This is a genomic window from Amycolatopsis sp. NPDC114504 (assembly GCF_055633595.1).
Window position 1 is genome coordinate 62,861 of the sequence record NZ_JBVKDU010000007.1, and the last position, 21,882, is coordinate 84,742.

15 protein-coding genes are annotated in these 21,882 nt (G+C 71.1%); 6 read left to right on the top strand and 9 right to left on the bottom strand.

Annotated features, from left to right (window positions below; translation table 11 throughout):
• The first annotated feature begins 51 nt into the window (after positions 1-51).
• Positions 52-873, top strand: a complete 822-nt coding sequence (locus ACZ7PG_RS47130) for an SCO6745 family protein (RefSeq protein WP_470245764.1) — start codon at positions 52-54, stop codon at positions 871-873.
• A 310-nt stretch (positions 874-1,183) separates the two neighbouring features.
• Positions 1,184-2,293: an acyltransferase family protein gene (locus ACZ7PG_RS47135; RefSeq protein WP_470245765.1), complete on the top strand. Its 1,110-nt coding sequence runs from the start codon at positions 1,184-1,186 to the stop codon at positions 2,291-2,293.
• A 97-nt stretch (positions 2,294-2,390) separates the two neighbouring features.
• Here ACZ7PG_RS47135 and ACZ7PG_RS47140 read toward each other — a convergent pair whose 3' ends face one another.
• Positions 2,391-3,431 (bottom strand): NAD(P)-dependent alcohol dehydrogenase, encoded by a 1,041-nt coding sequence (locus ACZ7PG_RS47140; RefSeq protein WP_470245766.1) that lies wholly within the window; start codon positions 3,429-3,431, stop codon positions 2,391-2,393.
• Positions 3,432-3,671: 240 nt separating this feature from the next.
• Here ACZ7PG_RS47140 and ACZ7PG_RS47145 point away from each other — a divergent pair, with 240 nt between their 5' ends.
• From ACZ7PG_RS47145 to ACZ7PG_RS47160, 4 genes are all read left to right on the top strand, one after another.
• A complete protein-coding gene (locus ACZ7PG_RS47145; RefSeq protein ID WP_470245767.1) occupies positions 3,672-4,751 on the top strand; it encodes a DUF2855 family protein in 1,080 nt (359 codons plus the stop codon).
• Positions 4,752-4,931: 180 nt separating this feature from the next.
• Positions 4,932-6,152 (top strand): cytochrome P450 family protein, encoded by a 1,221-nt coding sequence (locus tag ACZ7PG_RS47150; protein ID WP_470245768.1) that lies wholly within the window; start codon positions 4,932-4,934, stop codon positions 6,150-6,152.
• Positions 6,153-6,177: 25 nt separating this feature from the next.
• Positions 6,178-6,981, top strand: coding sequence for an alpha/beta fold hydrolase (locus ACZ7PG_RS47155; RefSeq protein ID WP_470245769.1), 804 nt, complete (start codon positions 6,178-6,180; stop codon positions 6,979-6,981).
• Between the two features lie 283 nt (positions 6,982-7,264).
• On the top strand, positions 7,265-8,710 hold the full coding sequence (locus ACZ7PG_RS47160) for an MFS transporter (protein WP_470245770.1): 1,446 nt from the start codon (positions 7,265-7,267) through the stop codon (positions 8,708-8,710).
• A 434-nt stretch (positions 8,711-9,144) separates the two neighbouring features.
• On the opposite strand, the gene ACZ7PG_RS47165 is transcribed toward ACZ7PG_RS47160, so the two are convergent.
• The 8 genes from ACZ7PG_RS47165 to ACZ7PG_RS47200 form a co-directional block, all read right to left on the bottom strand.
• Complete coding sequence (locus tag ACZ7PG_RS47165) at positions 9,145-10,515, bottom strand: condensation domain-containing protein (RefSeq protein ID WP_470245771.1); 1,371 nt, start codon at positions 10,513-10,515, stop codon at positions 9,145-9,147.
• Positions 10,512-11,828, bottom strand: coding sequence for an MFS transporter (locus ACZ7PG_RS47170; RefSeq protein WP_470245772.1), 1,317 nt, complete (start codon positions 11,826-11,828; stop codon positions 10,512-10,514). The genes ACZ7PG_RS47165 and ACZ7PG_RS47170 overlap by 4 nt, the downstream gene beginning before the upstream one ends.
• A gap of 38 nt (positions 11,829-11,866) precedes the next feature.
• Positions 11,867-12,913 carry an LLM class flavin-dependent oxidoreductase gene (locus ACZ7PG_RS47175; RefSeq protein WP_470245773.1) on the bottom strand — a complete coding sequence of 349 codons (1,047 nt, stop codon included), beginning with the start codon at positions 12,911-12,913 and terminating at the stop codon, positions 11,867-11,869.
• Entirely contained in the window at positions 12,910-17,874 is a 4,965-nt protein-coding gene (locus ACZ7PG_RS47180; RefSeq protein ID WP_470245774.1) for an amino acid adenylation domain-containing protein, read from the bottom strand. Before ACZ7PG_RS47180 ends, ACZ7PG_RS47175 begins: the two co-directional genes overlap by 4 nt.
• 5 nt (positions 17,875-17,879) lie before the next feature.
• Positions 17,880-18,089, bottom strand: coding sequence for an MbtH family protein (locus ACZ7PG_RS47185; RefSeq protein ID WP_470245775.1), 210 nt, complete (start codon positions 18,087-18,089; stop codon positions 17,880-17,882).
• 134 nt (positions 18,090-18,223) lie between these two features.
• The gene (locus tag ACZ7PG_RS47190; protein ID WP_470245776.1) at positions 18,224-19,717 is read right to left on the bottom strand and encodes a multicopper oxidase family protein; all 1,494 of its coding nucleotides are present in this window, start codon (positions 19,715-19,717) and stop codon (positions 18,224-18,226) included.
• Between the two features lie 174 nt (positions 19,718-19,891).
• Positions 19,892-20,572, bottom strand: a complete 681-nt coding sequence (locus ACZ7PG_RS47195; protein ID WP_470245777.1) for an O-methyltransferase — start codon at positions 20,570-20,572, stop codon at positions 19,892-19,894.
• 36 nt (positions 20,573-20,608) lie between these two features.
• Positions 20,609-21,847: an acyl-CoA dehydrogenase family protein gene (locus tag ACZ7PG_RS47200; RefSeq protein WP_470245778.1), complete on the bottom strand. Its 1,239-nt coding sequence runs from the start codon at positions 21,845-21,847 to the stop codon at positions 20,609-20,611.
• Between the last annotated feature and the right edge of the window lie 35 nt (positions 21,848-21,882).

Here is a 21,882-nt window from a genome sequence, read left to right on the forward strand (position 1 = left end):
GTCCGGGGAATCGGAGTAATGATGGACATCATGACTAAAATCGCGCGTCGCATGTTCGAGCTCCTGGAGCCGATCTGCCTGGTCACCTTCTTGGCTGACGAGTGCAACGAGGAACTGGCCGCGCTCGGCCACCCCACCTACTGGGACGGCTATTTCGCCAGCCGGGCCGCGCCGCTGGGGCGGGTGCCCGCGCCGGTCGTGCACGCGGCCTTCTACAGCTTCACCGCGAAGGAAGCCGCGCGGCACATCCCGAGCGCGTGGGAGACGATCCCGCCCGAGGCGTCCGTCGCCGCGCGGGCGCGGGGCAGCGCGGCCTCCCTGCGGCGGATCCTCGGCGACGAGCTGGCCGGCTCCCCGGGCCTGGTGCGCGCCGCCGACCTGCTCACCGAGGCCGCGACGAGCGCGCCCACGGAGGGCCGCGTGATGTACGCCGGGCTGCGGAGCCTCCCGGTGCCGGCGGACCCGGTCGACCGGCTGTGGCACTCCGCGAACATGCTGCGAGAGCACCGTTGTGACGGGCACGTCGCCGCTCTCGTCGGCGCGCGCATCGGCGGCACGGAGTCCCACATCTTCGCCGCGCTGGCCCAGGGCGTCCACCCGCCGGAGTCGTACGGACGCGTCGGCCACCTGCCGAAGAAGCGGCTCGCCGCGGTTATGGCGGGCTTGCGCGAGCGCGGGCTCGTCGACGCCGACGGCCGGTTCACCGACGCCGGGCGCGAGACCCGGCGGCGCATCGAAACCCTCACCGACGAGCTCGCCGCCGCGCCGTACGACACCCTTTCTTCCGCGGACCTCGACGAGCTGATCGCCGAGCTCGAACCCATCACCGCGAAGCTGGTCGCCGCGGGGATGCCGGTGCCGGGTAGCGACTGACCGTTCCGGTGCGCCGAAACGGCGAGCCCCGTCACCCGCGCGAGCCGGGGCTTGCCGTTTTTCGCGCTGCGTCACCGCCCGAGCGAATTCGCGTCCCCTTTCCGGCGTATCACCCGCGGCGTCGGCCCGGGCACCGAGCGTTGGCATTTCTAGAAGGCGTGGACATACGTCCGATCGTGCGAAACTCCTGAAGCTGCCCAACACGAAAGCAGGAACAGGGAGTAGGACAATGTCGCACGAAGCAATCCAATCTCGCTCGGGGCCGGCCCCGGCGCGAAATCCGAACACGCGTCTGCCGTCGCTGACCGGATTGCGTTTCATCGCCGCCGCACTGGTGTTCGCCTTTCACGCGGCCGCGCTGAACCCCTTCGCCTCGGAAAGCGCCCAGGCCGTCACGAACACGCTGCTGGGCATCGGCGGCTTCACCGGGGTGACCTTCTTCTTCGTCCTCAGCGGCTTCGTCCTGACCTGCGCTGTGCGGCCGCGGGACACCACCCCGAGGTTCTGGCGGCGAAGGTTCTTCAAGATCTACCCCAACCACCTGCTGACCTTCGTGGCGTCGATCTTCCTGCTGACGGTGATCACCGGCCAGGGCGCGAAGGTCTCGGACGGCGTGCTGAACCTGCTGCTGGTGCAGAGCTGGAGCACCAACATGGAGGTCCGGACCAGCATCAACCCGGTCGCCTGGTCGCTGTCCTGCGAGCTGCTGTTCTACGCCCTCTTCCCGTTCATCATCAAGCTGGTGAACAAGGTCCGGCCGGAGCGGCTGTGGCTCGGGACGGGCATTTCGGCTCTCTCGGTGCTGGCCCTCCCGGTCGTCGCCGGCGTACTGCCGGCCGGCCCGATCCTTCCGTTCGGCTTCAGCGACCTGCAGCTGTGGTACGTCTTCCACTGCCCGGCGGGACAGCTGCTGACGTTCGTCTTCGGCATGTTCCTGGCCAAGGTCGTGCTCGCCGGCCGCCGGCTCCCGCTGAAGCTCGGGGGAGCGGTCGCGCTCGCCGTCGGCGTCTACTTCATCACCCCGCTGTTCGGGACGCTCTTCCAGTTCGGCGCGCTGATGGCGATCCCGCTCGGCCTGCTCATCGCGGCCGCCGCGGTCGCCGACCGCGAAGGGGTGCGCACGTTCCTCGGCAGCAAGCTGATGGTCTGGCTGGGCACCATCTCGTTCGCCTTCTACCTGTGGCACTACACGGTCATCGTCGCCGGCCACCACTGGCTGGGCCAGGGCGAGAACTGGAGCACGCTGACCGCGATCGCCGTCGAGGTCCTGCTGTTCGCGGTGGCACTGGTGCTGGCGTGGGCGACGTTCAAGTTCCTCGAAGAGCCCATCATGAAGCGGTTCGCCTCGCCGCGCCGCAAGCTCGAGCCGGCCACGGTGACGGCCGTCCCGACGGGCGACCAGGCCGACCGCGCCGCCTGACCGGCTGATCCCGGCACGAGAAAGGGCCCCCGGGTCCGATGTGGATCGCGACATCCGCACCGGACCCGGGGGCCCTCGTGTTCTCCGGGAACCGGTCTCAGGAAAGGGAACCGGTGTCGATGACGAAGCGGTACCGGACGTCCGAGGCGAGGACGCGCTCGTAGGCGTCGTTGATCCCGTCGGGCGTGATGACCTCGACGTCGGCGGTGATGTCGTGGGCGGCGCAGAAGTCGAGCATCTCCTGCGTCTCGGCGACACCGCCGAACAGCGAGCCGGCGAGGGTCTTCTGCCCCATGACGAGCGAGAAAGCGGGCAGGACAAGGGGTTCGGCGGGGAGCCCGACGTTGACCAGGGTCCCACCGGGAGCCAGCAGGGACAGCAGGGTGGGGACGTCCGGGGGCGCGGTCACGGTGCTGATCAGGAGGTCGAACCGGCCGGTGAGCCCGGCGAGGGCGCCGGCATCGCCGGTCGCGTGGAACTCGGTCGCGCCGAGCCGCAGGCCGTCCTCGAGCTTCTTCAGGGTCTGGGAAAGCACGGTGACCTCGGCGCCCATCGCGACGGCGAGCTTGACGCCGACGTGGCCGAGGCCGCCCAGCCCGAGGATGGCGACCTTCTTGCCGGGGCCGGCGCCGTAGCGGCGCAGCGGCGAGTACATGGTGACACCGGCGCACAGCAGCGGCGCGGCCCCGGCCGGGTCGAGTCCCTCCGGGACGCGCAGGACGAAGTTCTGGCCGACCACGATCTTCCCGGAGTAGCCGCCCTGGGTGACTGTGCCGTCGGCGTCGGTGCCGGCGTAGGTGCCGACCATGCCCGCGCAGTCCTGCTCCTGGCCGGCCGCGCAGCTCGCGCAGTCCCCGCAGGAGCGGACCATGCAGCCGACGCCGACCCGGTCTCCCGGCGAGAACCGCGACACCTCGGCGCCGACGGCGGTGACGGTCCCGACGATCTCGTGGCCGGGCACCAGCGGGTACGGCTGCGGCCCCCACTCGCCGCGCACGTGGTGGATGTCGGTGTGGCAGATCCCGCAGAACGCCACGTCGATCAGCACGTCCTGCGGCCCGACCGCGCGCCGGGTGATCGACGCCGCCCCGAGCGGGGCGCCCTCGGCCGGTGCGGCAAAAGCGTCAGTGGTGAACAAGGCTCAGCACTCTCCTCACGGGGCTCGTGAAACCAGCGGTACCACCGAGTCAACCAGCGCCGCCCCCGCGGCCACGTATCCCACATTGCCCAACCGGCAACGGGATCCGCACCGGCCCCGGGACAGCCGCAACGAGGAAGTTGCCGCGGTGCCGGGCCGCCGCGAAGCTGCTCAGGTCCACCCCCTTCGCGCGGATCCGACAGCCGGCGAAGGTCGAACTACCACCGTGAAGGGGGCGCAGTGCCCACGCGAGAACAATGGGAAGTGCTGGTCCGGCGGGACGACATCGCCGCGAGCGAGATCCGGGTCCCGGATCTGGCCGACCTGCGGCCCGGTGAGGTCCGGCTCGAGGTCGAGAAGTTCGGGCTCACCGCCAACAACGTCAGCTACGCGAAGTTCGGCGCCGGGAACATGATCGCGTTCTGGAACGCCTTCCCCGCGTCGCCGGAGTTCGGCCGGGTGCCGGTCTGGGCCTTCGTGCGCGTCACGGAGTCCCGCCACGACGGCGTCGCGGTCGGCAGCCGCTACTTCGGCTACGTGCCGATGGCGAGCCACCACACCGTGCAGGCGGAGGTGACGCCGAAGGGGCTTCTGGACACCTCGCCGGAGCGGAGCTTCCTGCACCCGTGGTACCTGACCTTCCAGAGCGTCGGCGAGCCGGACGAGCTGGACGACTACCGCGCCCTGATGCGCCCGGTGTTCCCGGCTTCCTTCACCCTCGCCGACCTCGTCGAACGACAGGCCGCCCAGGGCGCGAAGTCGCTGATCGTCACCAGCGCGTCCGCCAAGACGGCGATCGGCCTGGTCGACGAGCTGCGGGCGCGGCAGGTCGACATCGCGACCGTCGGCATCACGTCCGCGGGCAAGAAGGAGTTCGTCGAAAACCTCGGCGTCTACGGCGAAGTCGCCACCTACGACGCCTTCGAGTCGGCCACCGTGACGGCGCCGGCCGTCCTCGTCGACTTCACCGGCTCGGCCAAGGTGCTCCACGCGGTGTACCAGCAGTTCGCGCCGTCGCTGACCCAGGGCGTCCTCATCGGGTTCAACCACCCGGACCCGGGCGAGCAGGCGCCGGCCGGGCTGGCCGACCCGCAGCCGGAGCTCTTCTTCACGCCGATGGTCGAAGACGCGACGATCGGCCAAGAGGGCGCGGACGCCTACCAGGCCCGCTACCTCGAGGCGGAGACCCGCTACCTGCGGAACATGGCGTCCTGGCTCACCATCCGGCACGGGCAGGGGCCCGCCGCCGTGGCCGAGGCGTTCCGCGGCCTCGCGGACGGCACCCAGGCACCGGACGAGGGCCGCGTCCTCACGCCGTGACCCGACCGGAAACCGGCGGCGCCCGCACCATGGGTGTCGCCGGTTTTCCGTTGCGGCGCAGCGGGTCCGGGCAACTTCGGGGGTGCGCTGATTCGGAGCAGCATGCGAGACGCCCGCGGTCCGCGCGGCGCGGATGATGAAAGGGCTTTTTCCGGTGTCGCCGGCAGTGTGGAGTAAGAAATGGACAAGTGCCCGTACGTCCTGGACCGGAGTGGCAGTGACCTCCACCAGGAGAACAAGAACCTGCGTGCCCTCGGCCCGGTCACCCAGGTGGAGCTGCACGGCGGATACACCGCGTGGTCCGTGACCGGCTACGAAGAGGCGAGGCAGCTGCTCGTCGACCCCCGGATCGCGAAGAACACCAAGGACAACTGGCCCGAGTACCAGGCGGGCCGGGTGCCGCAGGACTGGGAGCTCTTCACCTGGGTCGCGATGGACAACATGCAGACCAGGGACGGCGCCGAGCACGACCGCCTGCGCAAGCTGGTCGCGCGGGCGTTCACCAGCCGGCAGGTGGCGAAGTCCCGGCCGATCATCGAGGGCATCGTGAACCGGCTCCTCGACGACCTCGCGGCCGTTCCCGCCGACGAGGTGGTGGACATCAAGGGGCAGTTCTTCTACCCGCTGTCGACGATCCTCGTCTGCGACCTGCTCGGCATCCGCGAAGAGGACCAGGCGGCGATGCTGCGGGGCGCCCAGGTGAACGCGAAGACCGACAACACCGGCGAGGAGTCCGAGGCCAACCTCCACCAGTGGCACGAGGCACTCGGCCGGCTGGTCGAGACCAAGCGCCGCGAGCCGGGCGACGACCTCACGACCATCATCATCAAGGCGACGGAAGACGACGAGGCGCCCCTCACCGACGAAGAGGTCGTCGGCTCGGTGCACCTGCTCATCGGCGGTGGCACCGAAACCACGGCCAACGTCCTGTCCCACACGCTGGTCGACCTGCTCACGCACCCGGACCAGCTCGCCGCGATCCTTTCCGGGGAAGCGACCTGGGAAGCCGCGTGGGACGAGGAGGTCCGCAAGGACGGCGCCGTCGGCTCGATGCCGTTCCGCTGCGCGCTCGAAGACATCGAGATCGGCGGGGTGACCATCGCCAAGGGCGACCTGGTGCTCATCAACTACCTCGCGGCCGGTCGCGACCCCGCGAAGTACGGCGACACCGCGGACGAGTTCGACATCACCCGCGAGGACAAGAGCAGCCTCGGCTTCGGCTACGGCCGGCACCGCTGCCTCGGCCCGGCACTGGCCACCATGGAGGCGCTGGTCGCGCTGCCGGCCCTGTTCGAGCGGTTCCCCGACCTCAAGCTGGCCGTTCCCGCGGCCGAGCTGAAGCCCGCGGCGACGTTCATCTTCAACGGGCCCGCCGAAGTCCCGCTGTTGCTGAAGGGCTGAAGCGCCCGAGGGGAAGGAAACTGCGATGCAGGCCGTCGTTGGTACCAAACCACTTTGCAGCCGGCTCACCGACGGGGACGGAGCGGCCATCCTGGTCGCCGACTTCCAGCCGCTCACCGCGGCGCCCCGGCTCAGCAAGCTCGTCGCCGAAGCGGCCGCGGGCCACCCGGTCCACCAGGTCGATCCGCGCGGCGCGCTGTCCGGCGACCGGCTCTACGCCGAGCTGCCGGACCTGGCGGCCGAGGCCGCGGACACGTTCCGGGCCGGCGAACCCGCCGCGGCCGCCGGCCGGCCGGTGTTCGTCGTCGGCCACTGCAGCGCCGCCGCACTGGCGCTGCAGATCGCCGACCGGCTGGCCGGGCCGCGGGAGGTCACCGCGGTCCTGGTGCAGCCGACGTGGCCCGGCACGGACCACGTCACCGAACGGTTCGCCGAGTTCCAGGGCAAGCTGGGCCTGGGCAGCCACCCCTGTCCCGACCTGGACGGCGATGCGTGGTCGTGCATCACCGGGATGGAACAGCTCATGGTCGAGGGGCTGGCGTCGCTGGCGAAGCGGCTCGGCCTCAGCAAGGCGCCGGTGGCGTTCTCCGAGCTGCAGGTGTCGTACCGGACCTGGCTGGCGTTCCTGCTGGCCTGCCGCAACGACCAGCCGGTGAAGGTGCCGTCCGACGCGGTCGCGATCTCGGTGCTGTCCGGCGATCCCGGGTTCGTCGTGCCCGGCACCGCCGCGGACCGGTGCCGGGTCACCCCGCCGCCGCCCGCGGAACGCCCCGACGCCGTGACGCCGGAGCTGGCCAAGCACGTGCTCGACGTGATCAACGCTTACTGACGGTACCGGTCACAGAGGCGCTTCTCCTCCGGACGGAGACGGGAAGCGCCTCTGTGGTCTGTCGGCGGCAGGCGATCGTCGCTGGTCAGCGGAGCATCCTGGAAGGTGCGCCGCCCGGGGTCAGTGGGCCACCATTCGGTTGCGGACAGCAACTGCCTGGACACTACTGACTTTCCGGAAATTTCTCGAAGGGCGATGTCGGATCGGGGCAGGGGCGTTCGTAGTAGGTGCAAGAGGCCGCCCAGAGGGGGCGTCCCCCGACGAAGCCGAGAAGGACGTTTTCATGACTACCTCGACGGAGACGGGCGCGGTCACCACAAGCCGCTCCAGCCGCCTGATGTGGGCGATCCTGGCGCTGGTGTTGCTTGCCGACGCGCTCGACGTGATCGACGGAACGATCACGAACATCGCCGCTCCCACGATCGCCGGCGACCTCGGCGGTGGCGAGATCCTGGTCAAGTGGGTGGGACCGGCGTACATGCTCGCCATGGGCGTGCTGCTCGTGGTCGGCGGACGGCTGGGCGACAAGTTCGGCCAGCGCAAGATGTTCCTGGTCGGCCTGGCCGGGTTCACCCTCGCCTCGGCGGTCGCCGGGTTCTCCCCGGACCCGACGCTGCTCATCATCGCCCGGGTCGTCCAGGGTGCCTTCGGGGCGCTGCTGATCCCGCAGGGCATGGCGATCATGACGAAGGCGTTCGACAAGGAGTTCCTCGGCAAGGCGTTCAGCCTGTTCGCCCCGGTGCTCGGTCTGTCCAGTGTGGCCGGTCCGGTCCTGGCCGGGTTCATCATCAGCGCCGACTGGTTCGGCCTGTCCTGGCGCCCGATCTTCCTGATCAACCTCGTCCTCGGCGTCATCGGGCTGATCGCGGCCGTCAAGATCCTGCCGCGTGACGAGGACGCCGACCGCTCCGCCGTCGTCGACGGCGTGGCGTCCGGCCTGCTCGCGGTGACCATGCTCGGGCTGCTGTACGGCCTGATCGAGGGCTCGACCAACGGCTGGGGCGTCGTCCCGATCGTCTCGCTGGTCGTCGGTCTGCTGTTCTTCGCCGCTTTCGCCCGCCGTCAGCGCACCGCGGACCAGCCGCTCATCATGCCCTCGCTGCTGAAGAACCGCGGTTTCACGTCCGGCTTGATCGTGTGCCTGGTGGCGGTCGCCGCCGGCAGCGGCCTGCTCTTCGTGCTGTCCCTGTTCCTGCAGGAGGGTCTGCACGTCAGCGCGCGGTACACCTCGCTCGCCCTGATCCCGCTCACCGCGGGCCTCTTCTGCGCCGGGTTCGCCACCATGATGTTCGGCCTGGTCGGCAAGTTCGGCCGCCGGCTCGTCTTCATCGGCCTCGCGATCGACATCGTCGGCTGCGGGTGGGTCCTGGCCCTCGTCGAGGGCTACGGCACGGACATCAGCCTCTGGGCGCTGGCCCCGGCGTTCCTGGTCATCGGCGTCGGCATCGGCCTCAGCTTCGCGACGATCCCGGTGGTCGCTCTGGGCGACGCGAAGCCCGAGGAAGCGGGCAGCGCGAGCGGCTCGTTCAGCTCGATCCAGCAGCTCGCTTCGGCGATCGGCTCGGCCGCGGTGACGTCGGTCTTCTTCCAGGCCGCGGTGCCGGGTATGGCCCACGCGATGGAGGTCACGCTGATCGTGGTGCTGGGCTTGACGGTCCTCAGCCTCCCGGTCGTCGCCTTGATGCCCCGCAAGGTGTCCATGGCGGGTCCCCCGCCGGGTGACGAGTGACCAGTAGGTAGGTAGTAGCTGGCGAACGGCCGGCCGGGGTGGGAGACCACCTCGGCCGGCCGTTTTCTGTTGTCCGGGTTCGGCTGGTGGCGGTCTGTCGGGTGGGTGGGGAACCCTGGTGAGGCAACGGGTTCGCGGTCGCTGGGTCGTGCTTGGGCGCTCATGGTTCGTTCGCCGGAGTCGCGGAGGGAATCGGCCGCGCTTCCCCGCGGCTACCGGGTGCGGAGACTTGCCTGCTGCGGTAACCCGGGGGGAGGCCAACGGGTTCGCGGTCGCCGGGCCGTGCTTGGCGCCCGCGGTTCGTTCGCCGGAGTCGCGGAGGCAAAAGCGCCGGGGCGCGGAGACTTCCCTACGGCCGAACGGAACCACGCCGGAAACGACTTTGCCGGACCCCGCGCACGGGGTCCGGCAAAGTCGTTCGTCGTATTGAATCCTCAGCTGGCCAACGGCGCATCCGGGGACTTGAGCGACGCCTGCAGCAGCTCCCGGTACTCCTCGACCATCGTCACAATCGTCGACTGGTCGAAGTCGAGGCTGTTGAACTTCACGAGGCCGACCACGTCCCCCGCCGGGTCGAGGTCGAGGTCCCAGAGGTTGCCGTCCGGGATCTCGCCCGTGTCGACCGACGAGATCAAGCGGCGGCGCAGGGCCGTGTACTTCAGGTCGCCGATGCCGTCCGCGCCCGGTTGGGGTGGGGACTGGGAAATCTGGAACCCGGTGACGACGCTGTCCACGTTCGCGGTCGGCCCGCGCATCAGCTCCGGCTCGGACTGGGCGATGATCTCGGTGAACGGCCGCTCGTACGAATACGCCTCGAGCAACGCCGCCCGGGTGCGGTGCACCAGGGTGGCGAAGTTCGCGCAGCCGGCCAGGTCGGTGCGGATCGGCAGGAAGTTGAACAGCGCTCCCACCGTGTGGTCGTAGCCCGGCTCGGTGCGCCCCGACGTGATGATCGGCGAAACGATGTCGGACTCGCCGGTCCGGCGGTGCAGGAACAGCGTGAAACACGCGTACAGCACCATGAACGACGAGCTGTGCAGTGACTTGGCCAGCGCCGCGGTGGCGTCGGCGAGCTCCCGGTCGAGCAGGAACCGGTACACCGAATAGACCGGCGGGACCTCCAGCCGCCGGGGGCGGTCGGTGGGGAGGGTGAGGATGTGCCCGCCCGCCAGCTTCGTCTGCCAGTACGCGCGCGCGGTGGCCGCGCGCTCGGTGGTGCCGGCTTCCTGCTGGAGGACGGCGTAGTCGCCGTACTGGCGCATCGCGGGCAGCTCGGGTGCGGGCAGCCCGCGACGGTTCGCGTAGCAGATCGCGAAGTCGCGCATGAGCACGTGCATCGACCAGCCGTCGCTGACCAGGTGGTTGGCGACCAGCACCAGCACCGCGTCTTCGTCGTCGAACCGGCCGAGGGTGGCTTTCAGCAACGGCGTTTCCGTGGCGGCGAGCCTGCCGGTCCGGTCGGCCTCGTTGAGGAACTCGTGCGCCAGGCGCTCGCGCTCGCCTTCCCCCGTGGCCGACGGGAGGCCGGCGACCGTGAGGGACACCGGGCTCGGCGGGAAGACCCGGGCGTGAGGCGCGTCGGGGTCCCTGATGATGGACGTGCGGAGCACCTCGTGCCGCGCGACGACGTCGTTCAGCGCGAGCTGCACGATCGCCAGGTCCAGCTGCCCGTGGACGCGCCAGCCGGCCGTGACGATCATCCTCGGCCCGAACACGCCGACGTCGTCGCCGCGGTCGAAGGCGTACAGGAACTCCTCGTTGGCCGAAAGCGGGCGGCTGACGCCGGCTTGCTGTTCGATGGTCATTTGCTGTCATCCATTCCGGCCGTCGCCATGATGCCGTCCGCCTCGCCGGGCTCGGCCGGCGTCTCGTCCGCGATCGCCGCGGCCCCGCGCGTGCGCTCTCCCCAGGCCGCCATGGCGGGGGAGACGAGCCCGAGCACCAGGAAGAACACGCCGAGCCCGAGCCACCCGGCGAAGCCCTGGTCGGCCACGATCCCGAGCAGCACCAGCGGTGCCACCGTGAAGCTCAGCGTGGTGATCGTCTGCAGGAACCCGTCGTACTGCCCCTGGGCGTGCGCCGGCGGCAGCTGGAACTCGAAGACGAACCGGCCGGAGACCAGCCAGATCTGGGCGATGGCGACCAGGACGACACCACCGATGAGCAGGATCGTCGCCACCGCCGCGGTGTTCCCCGGCATCAGCGCCATGAGCACGAACCCGAGGATCAGCGTCACGCCGCCCCGGCGCAGGGCCCAGCCCCCTTGCCGCATGGTCTTGATGTTCCGGCTCAGGCGCATCTGGAGCAGGATCGCGATCGAGGTGTTGAGCACGTAGACGAGAGCGACGGTCCAGCCCGGTGCGGCGGTGTGCGCCACGATCCACACCGGGAGCAGCAGGGCGTCCACGAGACCCGACATCGACAGGGCCCCGGCGACCAGCACGTAGGCGATGAACGGCTTGTCCCGGAACACGATGTAGCGGGCGTTCTTGACCTTCTCGGTGCTTTCGGGCTTCGGCAGCGGCTTGTAGTCGGGGATCTTGAGCGTGATGAAGACGTCCACCAGGTAGGCCGCCGCGCAGAACAGGAACATGCCGTAGTAGGCCGCGGGCGTGCCGATCGAAATGCCGACGCCGGCGATGAGCGCGCCGACCGTGAGGCCGACGTTGCCGAGCGACTGCACCTGGCTGCGGAAGGTGACCGTGTCGTCGCCGCCGACCCGGCGCAGCAGCGCGCCCTCGGAAGCCATGTAGGTGAACGCGAAGATGTTCATGCACAGGAGGAGGATCAGGAACGACCAGAATCCCCGGATGAACACGTAACAGCCCATTCCGGTGAGCTGCCCGGCGAGCCCGAACAGCACCACCCGGCGCGGTCCGAGGCGATCGGCCAGATCCCCGGCGAACGTGCTGAGCGGAAGGCCGAGCAACCCGCCGATCGCGATCGCGAGCCCGGTGCGCGAGGTCGAAATCCCGACGATCTGGGTGCAGTAGAGCACGTAGATCGGCAGGAAGACGCCGTTGGCCATCATGCCGAGGCCGTAGCCCAGGACGTAGGCGCGCTGGGGTCCTCGCGGGGGGACGTGCGACCTCGCGTACGCGACCGGACTGAGCTTCATCGTGAACTCGCTTTCTGTGGCTCGCGAACTTCCGTGGATCAGGCGACCCGTGGTGCCGACCCCGCGCCGTCCGCGGCCGCGACGGCGCGCTCGATCGCGATCCGGGCGTTCCACAGGTCTTCCGGCTCTCGGGGGATGTCGAGGACGAACGTGCGGATGCCGCCGTTGAGGTAGGTCGTCAACGCCCGCGCCACCTCGTCGTGGTTCCCGACCAGGTAGGGGCAGAACGTGTGGTGGTAGCGGAAGGGGACCAGCCAGTAGGCCTGTCCCGCCGCTTCGTCGGGAATGGGCACGGCGGCGAGCTGCGGCTGCCAGGACGACACCGCGGCGGAGAGGAGCAGGTTCATCCGCTCCTTGCCGTCCGCGTCGGCCGGGAACCGCTCGTGCGCGATCCGCCACGCCTCGGCCGAGTCGTCGCGCGCGATGATGCCCACGCTGATGCCCCGGCCGAACTTGCTCTTCCGGACGTCCGGGGCGACGTGCTCGTCCGGCAGCAACGGGAACGAGAGCTGGGTGAGGCCCAGCGCCTCGCTCGCCTGCAGGCAGGCCGGCGACGAGCCGGAGATGTACGCCGTCGGGAGCAGGTCGTGGGGCACCGGAGCGGTGAGCCGCGCCCGCTTGAAGTTGTAGTACCGGCCGGTGAAGTTGACCACGCCGCCGGTGAGCAGCTTCTTGACGATCGTCGCGTACTCGGTGAGCCGGTCGTACCGTTCGTCGTGCGACGCGGTGTCGCCCTGGACGGTGAGATCGCGGCTGAACCCGCCGCTGACGAAGTTGATGTCGATCCGCCTGCCGTACAGGTGGGCCAGGGACGACACCGACCGGGCCAGCGCGAACGGGCTCAGGTCGATCGGCTGGATGGCGACGAGCGGCACGAAGCTCTCGGTGTTCGCGATCGCCGCCTGGGCCGACATCAGGGAGTCGGCCGAGGTGTTGTCGCTGTAGATCAGCGCGCCGCGGTAGCCGGCTTCCTCGGCCCACCCGGCGACATCGAGGAGCGTGCGCAGGTGGTCCTGCACATCGCGCCTGATGCTGGAACGCGCGGTCCAGTAGACGGTGACGCCGCCGGCGGCCAGGTCCATCATCGTTCTTCGCTCCTCTGGGTGACGCCGCGGACGGACGGATCGGCCAGGAAGTCCCGGAGATTGATCGTGATGTCGAACTGCTCTTCCAGGCGGGCGACGAGGACGGCGGCGAGCAGCGAGTGCCCGCCGAGGTCGAAGAAGCTGTCCTCGACCCCGACCCGCTCCACGCCGAGCACTTCGGCGAACAGCTCGCACAGGCTCTGCTCCAGTGGCGTGGCCGCCGCCGGCCCGGCACCGGTGGTGAACGTCGGCGCGGGCAGGGCCTTCCGGTCGAGCTTCCCGTTGAGCGACAACGGAAGCGCGTCGAGCACCACCACCGCGTTGGGCACCATGTGCCCGGGCAGGACCCGCGCGGCCGCGGCCCGCAGCTCCGCCGGGTCCGGCGCGAACCCGGCCTCGGGCTGCACGTAGCCCACCAGCCGCCGGTCGCCCGGCCGGTCCTCCCGGACCACGACGACGGCCTGGTCGACACCGGGCTGCCCGGCCAGCACGGCCTCGATCTCGCCCGGCTCGATGCGGAACCCGCGGACCTTGACCTGCTGGTCGGCCCGGCCGAGGTACTCCAGTTCGCCGTCTTCGCGCCAGCGCACGAGGTCGCCGGTCCGGTACATCCGTTCGCCGGACGCGAAGGGGCAGGCCACGAACCGCTGCGCGGTCAGCCCGGCCTGGTTCAGGTAGCCCCGGGCCAGGCCCGGGCCGGCCAGGTAGAGCTCGCCGGCCACGCCCGGCGGTACCGGCGACAGCCTGCCGTCCAGCACGTACGTCCGCACGTTCCAGTTCGGCCCGCCGATCGGCGGGGTGCCGCCCCCGGACAGCGGCCCGCCGATCGTCGCGCACACCGTCGCTTCGGTCGGGCCGTAGCCGTTGAACAGCCGCCGGCCGGCCGACCACTCGGCGACGACCTCGCCCGGCAGCGCTTCGCCGCCGACGACCAGGCACTCCAGCCCGGGCACGCTCCCGGGGTCCGCGCCGGCCAGTGCGGCCGGCGCCACCACCGCGTGGCTGACCCTTAGCGCGCGCAGCGTGCCGGCCAGCGCGTCGCCGGACAGCTGCCCTGGCGGGGGCAGGACGAGGGCCGCCCCGGACGTCAACGCCGACAGCAGCTCCAGCTGGGCCATGTCGAAGCTCAGCGAAAGCAGCTGCGCCACCCGGGACTCCGGGGTGAGGGCCAGGGTCGCGACCGCGAACGCGGCCAGGTTGGCCACGCCCTGGTGGCTGACCACCACGCCCTTGGGCCGCCCGGTCGACCCGGACGTGTAGATCACCCAGGCCGGGTGCCCGGCCCGCAGCGGCGCGAGCCGCTCTTCGTCGGTGACCGTGCCGCCGGGCAGGTCCGCCACCACCGCGGCCACCGCCGGGTCGTCGACGAAGACCACCCGGTTCCCGCCGGGCAGCTCGGCCCCGGCCTGCCGGTTGGTGAGCAGGACGATCGGGTCGGCGTCCTCGAGCATGTACGCGATCCGGTCGGCCGGGTAGCCCGGGTCGATCGGCAGGTAGGCCGCGCCGGCCTTGGAGACGGCCAGCACCGCGGCCACCATCTCCGGCGACCGCGGCAGCGCCACGGCCACCCGCCGCTCGGGCCCGACGCCCAGCCCGACGAGGTACCGCGCCAGCCGGGTCGACCGAGCGTCCAGCTCCGCGTACGACCACGTGACGTCCCCGGCCGCCACCGCGACGGCGTCCGGCGTCCGCGCGGCCTGCGCCGAGACCAGCTCCGGCAGCACCGTCGCCGGAACGTCCCGCGCCGTGTCGTTCCACTTCGAGACGACCAGCTCGCGCTCGGCCGCCGTCAGCAGGTCGACGTCGGCGACCCGCAGCCCGGGGTTCGCGGTGACCTGGCCCAGCAGCGCGACCAGCCGGCCGGCCAGCGCCCGCACGGTGCCGCGGTCGAACAGGTCCGCGGCGTACTCGAGCGAGACGCCGATCCCGCCCGGCGTGCCGTCCGGCTCGTGCCGCGACTTGAACGTCAGCGTCAGGTCGAACTTGGCCGAGCTCCCGGCCAGGGCGAGGTCCTGCGCCGTCAGGCCCGGGACATTCCACTCGCGGTCGGTGTCCTCATCGGACGCCAGCATCACCTGGAACAGCGGGTGGTGCGAGGCCGAGCGGGCCGGGTTCAGCACTTCCACCAGACGCTCGAACGGGACGTCCTGGTGCGCGTAGGCGGCGAGGTCGCCGTCGCGGACCCGGCGGAGCAGCTCCGCGAAGCTCGGGTCGCCCGACAGGTCCGTGCGCAGCACCAGCGTGTTGACGAAGAACCCGATCAGCCGCTGCAGGCTCTCGTCCCCGCCGCGGCCGGCCACCGGCACGCCGATCGGGATGTCGGTGCCGGCCCCGGACCGGGACAGCAGCACCGAGAGCCCGGCCTGCAGCACCATGAACACCGTCACCTGGTGCTCGCGTGCCAGCTCGACCAGCGCGCGGTGCAGGTCCGCGTCCACGCCGAAGTCGACGTGCCCGCCGCGGAAGGTCGGGTGCGCCGGGCGGGACCGGTCGAACGGCAGGTCCAGCTGCTCGGGCAGGCCGTCCAAAGTGGACTTCCAGTACGCCAGCTGCTCGGCCAGCACGCTGTCGCCCTCTTCGTCCCCGCCCAGCAGGCCACGCTGCCAGAGCGTGTAGTCCGCGTACTGCACCGGCAGGTCCGTCCACTCGGGAGCGTCGCCGGTCAGCCGCGCCTGGTACGCCTCGCCCAGCTCCCGCAGCAGCACGCCCAGCGACCAGCCGTCGCTGGCGATGTGGTGCGTCAGCAGCACCAGCACGCTCTCGTCGGCGCCCAGCTCGAACAGCGACGCGCGCACCGGCAGCTCACGGGACAGGTCGAACGCGTACCGGCCCGCTTCCGCGGTCAGCTCGGGCAGGTCGGCTTCCGCGGCTCGCACCACGGTGACCGGCGGCGCCGCCTGCGCGGCCGGCACCACCCGCTGGTACGGCTGGCCGTCCGCGACCGGGAACACCGTCCGCAACGCCTCGTGCCGCGCGACCACGTCCCCCAGCGCCGCGGTCAGCGCGCCCGCGTCCACCGGCCCGCGCAGCCGCCACGCGAACGGCACGTTGTAGGTCGTGCTCGCCCCCTCCAGCTGCGCCAGGAACCACAGCCGCTGCTGCGCGAACGACAGCGGCAGCCGCTCGGGGCGGTCGGCGGGCTCCAGCGCCGGCCACGCCTCCCCGGCCTCGTCCAGCGACTTCGCCAGCAGCTGGACCGTCGGGTGGTCGAAGACCGTCCGGATCTCCAGCTCCACGCCCAGCACCGACCGCACGCGGCTGATCAGCTGGGCCACCAGCAGCGAGTGGCCGCCGAGGTCGAAGAAGCTGTCGTCCACCCCGACCCGGTCCACGCCCAGGATGCCGGCGAACAGCTCGCACAGGAGCTCTTCGGCCGGAGTGGACGGCTCCCGCCCGGTCCCGGCGGCGTACTTCGGGGCCGGCAGGCCCTTGCGGTCCAGCTTCCCGTTGACCGTCAACGGCAGCGCGTCCAGGACGACCACCGCGGCGGGCACCATGTAGACGGGCAGGGCGGCGGCCGCGGCGGCCCGGATCGCGACCGGGTCCACCCGGCTCCCCGGCGTCGGCACGACGTAGCCCGCCAGCCGCCGGTCGCCCGGCCGGTCCTCCCTGGCGATCACGACGGCCTGGGCCACGCCGGGCTGCGCGGCCAGCACGGCCTCGATCTCACCCGGCTCGATCCGGAACCCGCGGACCTGGACCTGCTGGTCCACCCGGCCCAGGTACTCCAGCTGGCCGTCTTCCCGCCACTGCGCCAGGTCGCCGGTCCGGTACATCCGTTCCCCGGACCCGAAGGGGCAGGCGACGAACCGCTGCGCGGTCAGCGCGGCCTGGTTCAGGTACCCGCGCGCCAGCCCCGGACCGGCCAGGTACAGCTCGCCCGGCACGCCCGGCGCCACCGCTTCGAGGCGCTCGTTCAGCACGTACACCCGGGCGTTCCAGATCGGTTTCCCGATCGGCGGGGCGTCCGAACCGGACAGCGGCCCGCTCATCGTCACGGCCACGGTCGCCTCGGTCGGGCCGTAGGCGTTGAGCATCCGCCGGCCCGGCGACCACTCGGCGACGACCTCGCCGGGGCACGCTTCGCCGCCGACGAGCATGCACTCGAACAGGGGGAGCTGGTCCGGGGACGCCCCGGCCAGGGACGCCGGCCCGATCAGGGCGTGGCTGACCCGCAGCTCGTGCAGCGCCTCGGCCAGCACCTCGCCGGCCAGCTGCCGCGGTTCGGGCAGCACCAGCGCCGCGCCGGCGGGCAGCGACATCACCAGTTCCATGACGGCCGCGTCGAAGCTGAGCGACGCCACCTGCCCCACCCGGGACTCCGGCCCGATCCCGCAGGCCGAGATCAGGTACGCGGACAGGCTCGCCAGGCCGCGGTGGGTGACCACCACGCCCTTGGGGCGCCCGGTGGACCCGGACGTGTAGATCAGGTAGGCCGGGTGCGCGGCCCGCAGCGGCCGGAGCCGGTCCCGGTCGGTGACGACGGCGGCGCTCCGCCCGGCCGCCGCCGCGATGACCGCGTCGTCGTCGAGGTCGAGCACGGCCACGCCCGCCGCCTCCGGCAGCCGCGCCGAGGTCGCCCGGTCGGTGATCACCAGGCCGGGGGCGGCGTCGTCGAGCATGAACCCGATCCGGTCCGCCGGGTAGCCCGGGTCGATCGGCAGGTAGGCGGCGCCGGCCTTGGCCACCGCCAGCACCGCCGCCACCATCCCGAGCGACCGTGGCAGTGCCACCGCGACGAGGCCCTCCGGCCCGATGCCGAGCTCCACGAGGTACCGAGCCAGCCGGCTCGACCGCGCGTCCAGCTCCGCGTACGACCACGAGACACCGGCGCACTCCACCGCGACCGCGTCCGGCGTCCGCAGCACCTGCGCCGCGAACAGCTCCGGCAAGACCGTCACGGGCACGTCCCGCGCGGAGTCGTTCCAGCCCGGGTCACCCAGCTGCCGCTGGAGATACATCCCGGTCACGCCCGTTCGGCCCGGACAAGACTGTTCGGCCGCATGTCCGTCCACTGCGCTTCGACGTACTCGAGGCAGTTCGCGCGGGAGTCCGCGTCGTGCGCCGTGCTCCAGCCGGCCGGGACGGCGATGCCGGCGGGCCACAGGCTGTACTGCCCTTCATCGTTGACAAGGACCAGGTACAGGGCGTCGGCGTCCTCGAACGGATTGGACACGGCAACCTCATTCCACTTAGGACGATCAGGCTGGAACTGGATCGGTACGGCCGCCCACGCCACGGCAGGCGGCTCGCTTTCCAGTCTGCCGTGGCGGGTTCGGCGGGCTCATCTCTACAAGTGCCGGGCCGGGATCAGGGCACGACCTCGATCTGGCCCATCATGCCCAGCACCGAATGCTCGATGAAGTGGCAGTGGAAGACGTACTTGCCGAGGTATTCGCCGAACGTGGCCTGGACCGTGACCGTGTTCCCGGCGCTGACGAACACCGTGTCCTTGCGGCCCGCGTCGACCGGCAGCAGGGGCGCGCCGCCGCGGTCGAGGACGCGGAACTGGACCAGGTGGATGTGGAAGGTGTGGTCGAGCGGCACGGCGTCGGCGTTGTGGATCCGCCAGATCTCCGTGGTGCCGCGCTTGATCCGGAAGTCCACCCGGTTCGGGTCGAAGGTCTTCCCGTTGATCAGGGCGAGCGGGGTGGTGCCGCTGAAGTCGAAGTTCAGGGTGATGTCGCGCGTCACCGTCGCCGGGGGCAGGGCGGGCAGCGGGCGCAGCACGTCGGGGACGCGGCTGGGGTCCGGCGCGGGCCGCACGACGTCGAAGCGCAGGACGGCGCCGGCGCTCGCGTCGGACAGCACCAGCTGCTTGCCGACCGGGAACTTGCCGAAGTCGACCACGAAGTCGGTGCGCTCGCCCGAAGCGAGGGAGAGCTCGGTCTCCGGCACCGGGGCGGGCAGCAGGCCGCCGTCCGAACCGATCCGGAGCATCTCCGCGCCGTTCAGGTTCAGCTTCAGGAGCCGTTCGTTCGCGGCGTTCAGCAGACGGAACCGGTACTTGCGCGCGGCGACCCGGAAGTACGGCTGGACCTTCCCGTTCGCCAGCACGGTGTCGCGCGGGTTCGGCCAGTCGCTCACCAGGGCGGCGTTTTCGTCGAACTGCGCGTCACGCAGCATGATCGGCACGTCGAACTCGCCCGTGGGCAGCCGCAGCGGCGTCTCGACGTCGTCCTCGAGGACGTAGAAGCCTTGCAGGCCGCGGTAGAGGTGGTCGGCTTCGAAGCCCATCGCGTGGTCGTGGTACCACATCGTGGCGCCCTGCTGCAGGTTCGGGTACCGGTAGGTGCGCGACGCCCCGGGCGCGATGGTGTCCATCGAGTAGCCGTCGCTGTCCTGAGGCGTGTGGCCGCCGTGGAGGTGGACGTTGGAGAGGTCGCCCAGGCCGTTGGTGTAGGCGATCTGCACGGCGCGGCCGGTGCGGGCACGGATGGTCGGGCCCGGGAAGAGACCGCCGTACGTCAACACCGGAGTCGTCTTGCCGGGAAAGATCTCCACGTTCGCCGGCTGGAGCGCCAGCCGGTAGAAGTCCGTGGTCGAGCTGCGCGTGACCGGGCGCAGCACCGGCGACACGGGCATCGCGGTGGTGAACGGGGTGATGGTCGGCGGCGGGGTGATGGCGGCGAGGGGCCCGGCGTGGTGCATGCCCGCCATGTCCATCCCGGCCATCTGCCCGCCCAGGTGCGCGTCGGCCAGTGGCTGCACGTGCGCGGGCGTGCCCTTCGGCAACAGGAATCCGGCGGCCGCTCCACCCACGGTCAGTCCGCCGAGCGTGAGAATACGTCTTCTGTTCAGCATTTCATTACTCCCCAGTGCCGGCGTAGAGGAGGCCGGCTTCAGGGATGGTCGCATTCACGCGCGCCGGAAGCGTTCTTTCTGTGTGCCATGTGGACGGACCCGCCGCGGCGGATCCGGACACGGCGAACGGCCCGCGCCATTCCGGACGCGGGCCGATCGCCGTACTCGGTCCGGCTAAGCCGCGGCGGGCAAGGCGCGCTTGTGCGCCAGGGTCACGCCGTCGAAGACGGGCAGCAGGCTCAGCTCGATCCGGTCGTCGTCGCGCAGTGCGGCGTTCAGCGCCCGGAGCGAGTCCGTCTCCTCGTCGCTGATGCCGGGGCGCGCCACCTTGCCCGACCAGAGGACGTTGTCCACCACGAGCAGGCCGCCCGGCCGGAGCAGCTCGAGGCACCGCTCGAAGTAGTCGCCGTAGCTTTCCTTGTCGCAGTCGATGAACGCGAAGTCGACGGTGCCGGCGGCGCCGTCGGCCAAGAGCGCGTCCAAGGTCTCGACGGCCGGCCCGATCTCGAACCGGATGCGGTCGGCGACCCCGGCCCGCTCCCAGAACGGCCGGCCGACCTCGGCCCACTCGGCGCTGAGGTCGCACGTGATGACGCGGCCGTGCTCGGGGACCGCGCGAGCCATCGCCAGCGTGCCGTACCCGGTGAACGTCCCGACCTCGACGACGGTGGTGGCGCCCGTCAGCCGGACGAGGAAGGCGAGCAGCTGGGCCTCCTCCGGCGGCGTCAGCATGCCGCGGGCGCGGCCCAGCCGCATGGTGGCCGCCCGCAGCTCACGCGCGATGTCGTCCTCGCGCAGCGACACGTCCATCACGTATTCCTGGATTTGCTGGTCCAGCACCAAACTGTGGATCACCGATTCCTCCTGACCATGGCGATACGGGGGTGGGGTTCAGCTCGCGACGCCGAGCGCCAGCCGTGCGAGCTCACGGGGGGCGATGCTGGCCAGGTAGATGTTCACCCCGGCGTGCGTGTGCAGGGTCGACATGTCCCGCCAGATCCGCTCGAGCCGTTCACCCGCCCGGATGGCGCTGGTCCCGGCGGTGGGCATCAGGATCTCCGACACCGTGCTCCAGGCCAGCCGCACGACCTCGCGGCTGATGATCGACATCCGCAGCTCGACCTCGCGGGTGGCGGTGCCCAGCTCGGCCGTCTCGTGCCACTGCCGCAGCATGTCCGTCATCGCCGCGCGGGCCGCCGCGATGCGGCCCGCCGCTTCGCCGTACCGCAGCTGGTAGTCCGGGTCGTCGGCCCGCGTTCCGAACGGCGGGTACGCGATCGTGCGTTCCCGCGTCAGCTCGCCGTAGACGTCCAGCGCCGCGCTGGCCATGCCCACGGCGAGCGCGCCGACCTGGAAGTTCAACGGGGCCAGCACGCTGCCGCCGTACAAGGTGTTGCCGTGCAACCGGAGTCCCGGCGTTCCCCCCACGACGGAGATCAGCCCCATGTGCGTGCCGGGCAGCGCGAAGTACGCCGGGATGTGCGCCCGCTCGATCTTGACGCTGGACGAGCCGCTGCCCTTCAGGCCGATCTGCGAACCCCAGTCGTCCAGCCGCTGCCACTGGCTCCTCGGCACGATGAACATCAGCTGCGTGGGCGGTTCCCCTTCCTCGCCCGCGACGAAGGTCTGGCCGACGAAGTGGGTGGCGTAGGGCGAGCCGGAGGCGTAGCGGAACACCCCGTCGACGATCCAGCCGCCGTCTTCGGCGGGCTCCGCGAAGCCGGCCGGCGCGACGACGCCCGGGCAGATGAAGTCGCCGCCCGCGAACAGCTCGTCCTGCGCCTCTTCGCTGAACAGCGTGGCGGCCAGGTGGGCGTGGGACGCGCCGAAGGTGTACATCCACGCCGTCGACGCGCACCCGCGGGCGAGCCGGGCCACCACCTGCATGTGGGTGTCGATCCCGAACTCGTAACCGCCGTACCGCTTCGGCACCAGCAGCCGGTAGAAGCCGGCCTTCCGCAGCGCTTCCTGCGTGTCCAGCGCGCAGAACCCGCGTTCCTCGGTCTCCTGCTGCCGGTCGACGAGGGTCTCGGCGATCCGCTCGGCGCGGGCGAGGACCTCTTGCTCGGTCAGGCCGGGCTCCGGCGGAAGCCGGTAAGGGGGGACCGCCACCTCGTCAGTAGTGCTCATCACGTGTCCTATCACTGTCTGAGGAGACCGGAACA

Bases quoted from the DNA above. Each gene is read 5' to 3' on its own strand.
- ACZ7PG_RS47130 (WP_470245764.1), top strand. From the start codon at position 52: ATGTTCGAGCTCCTGGAGCCGATCTGCCTGGTCACCTTCTTGGCTGAC.
- ACZ7PG_RS47150 (WP_470245768.1), top strand. From the start codon at position 4,932: ATGGACAAGTGCCCGTACGTCCTGGACCGGAGTGGCAGTGACCTCCAC.
- ACZ7PG_RS47155 (WP_470245769.1), top strand. From the start codon at position 6,178: ATGCAGGCCGTCGTTGGTACCAAACCACTTTGCAGCCGGCTCACCGAC.
- ACZ7PG_RS47160 (WP_470245770.1), top strand. From the start codon at position 7,265: ATGACTACCTCGACGGAGACGGGCGCGGTCACCACAAGCCGCTCCAGC.
- ACZ7PG_RS47165 (WP_470245771.1), bottom strand. From the start codon at position 10,515: ATGACCATCGAACAGCAAGCCGGCGTCAGCCGCCCGCTTTCGGCCAAC.
- ACZ7PG_RS47170 (WP_470245772.1), bottom strand. From the start codon at position 11,828: ATGAAGCTCAGTCCGGTCGCGTACGCGAGGTCGCACGTCCCCCCGCGA.
- ACZ7PG_RS47175 (WP_470245773.1), bottom strand. From the start codon at position 12,913: ATGATGGACCTGGCCGCCGGCGGCGTCACCGTCTACTGGACCGCGCGT.
- ACZ7PG_RS47180 (WP_470245774.1), bottom strand. From the start codon at position 17,874: ATGTATCTCCAGCGGCAGCTGGGTGACCCGGGCTGGAACGACTCCGCG.
- ACZ7PG_RS47190 (WP_470245776.1), bottom strand. From the start codon at position 19,717: ATGCTGAACAGAAGACGTATTCTCACGCTCGGCGGACTGACCGTGGGT.
- ACZ7PG_RS47200 (WP_470245778.1), bottom strand. From the start codon at position 21,847: ATGAGCACTACTGACGAGGTGGCGGTCCCCCCTTACCGGCTTCCGCCG.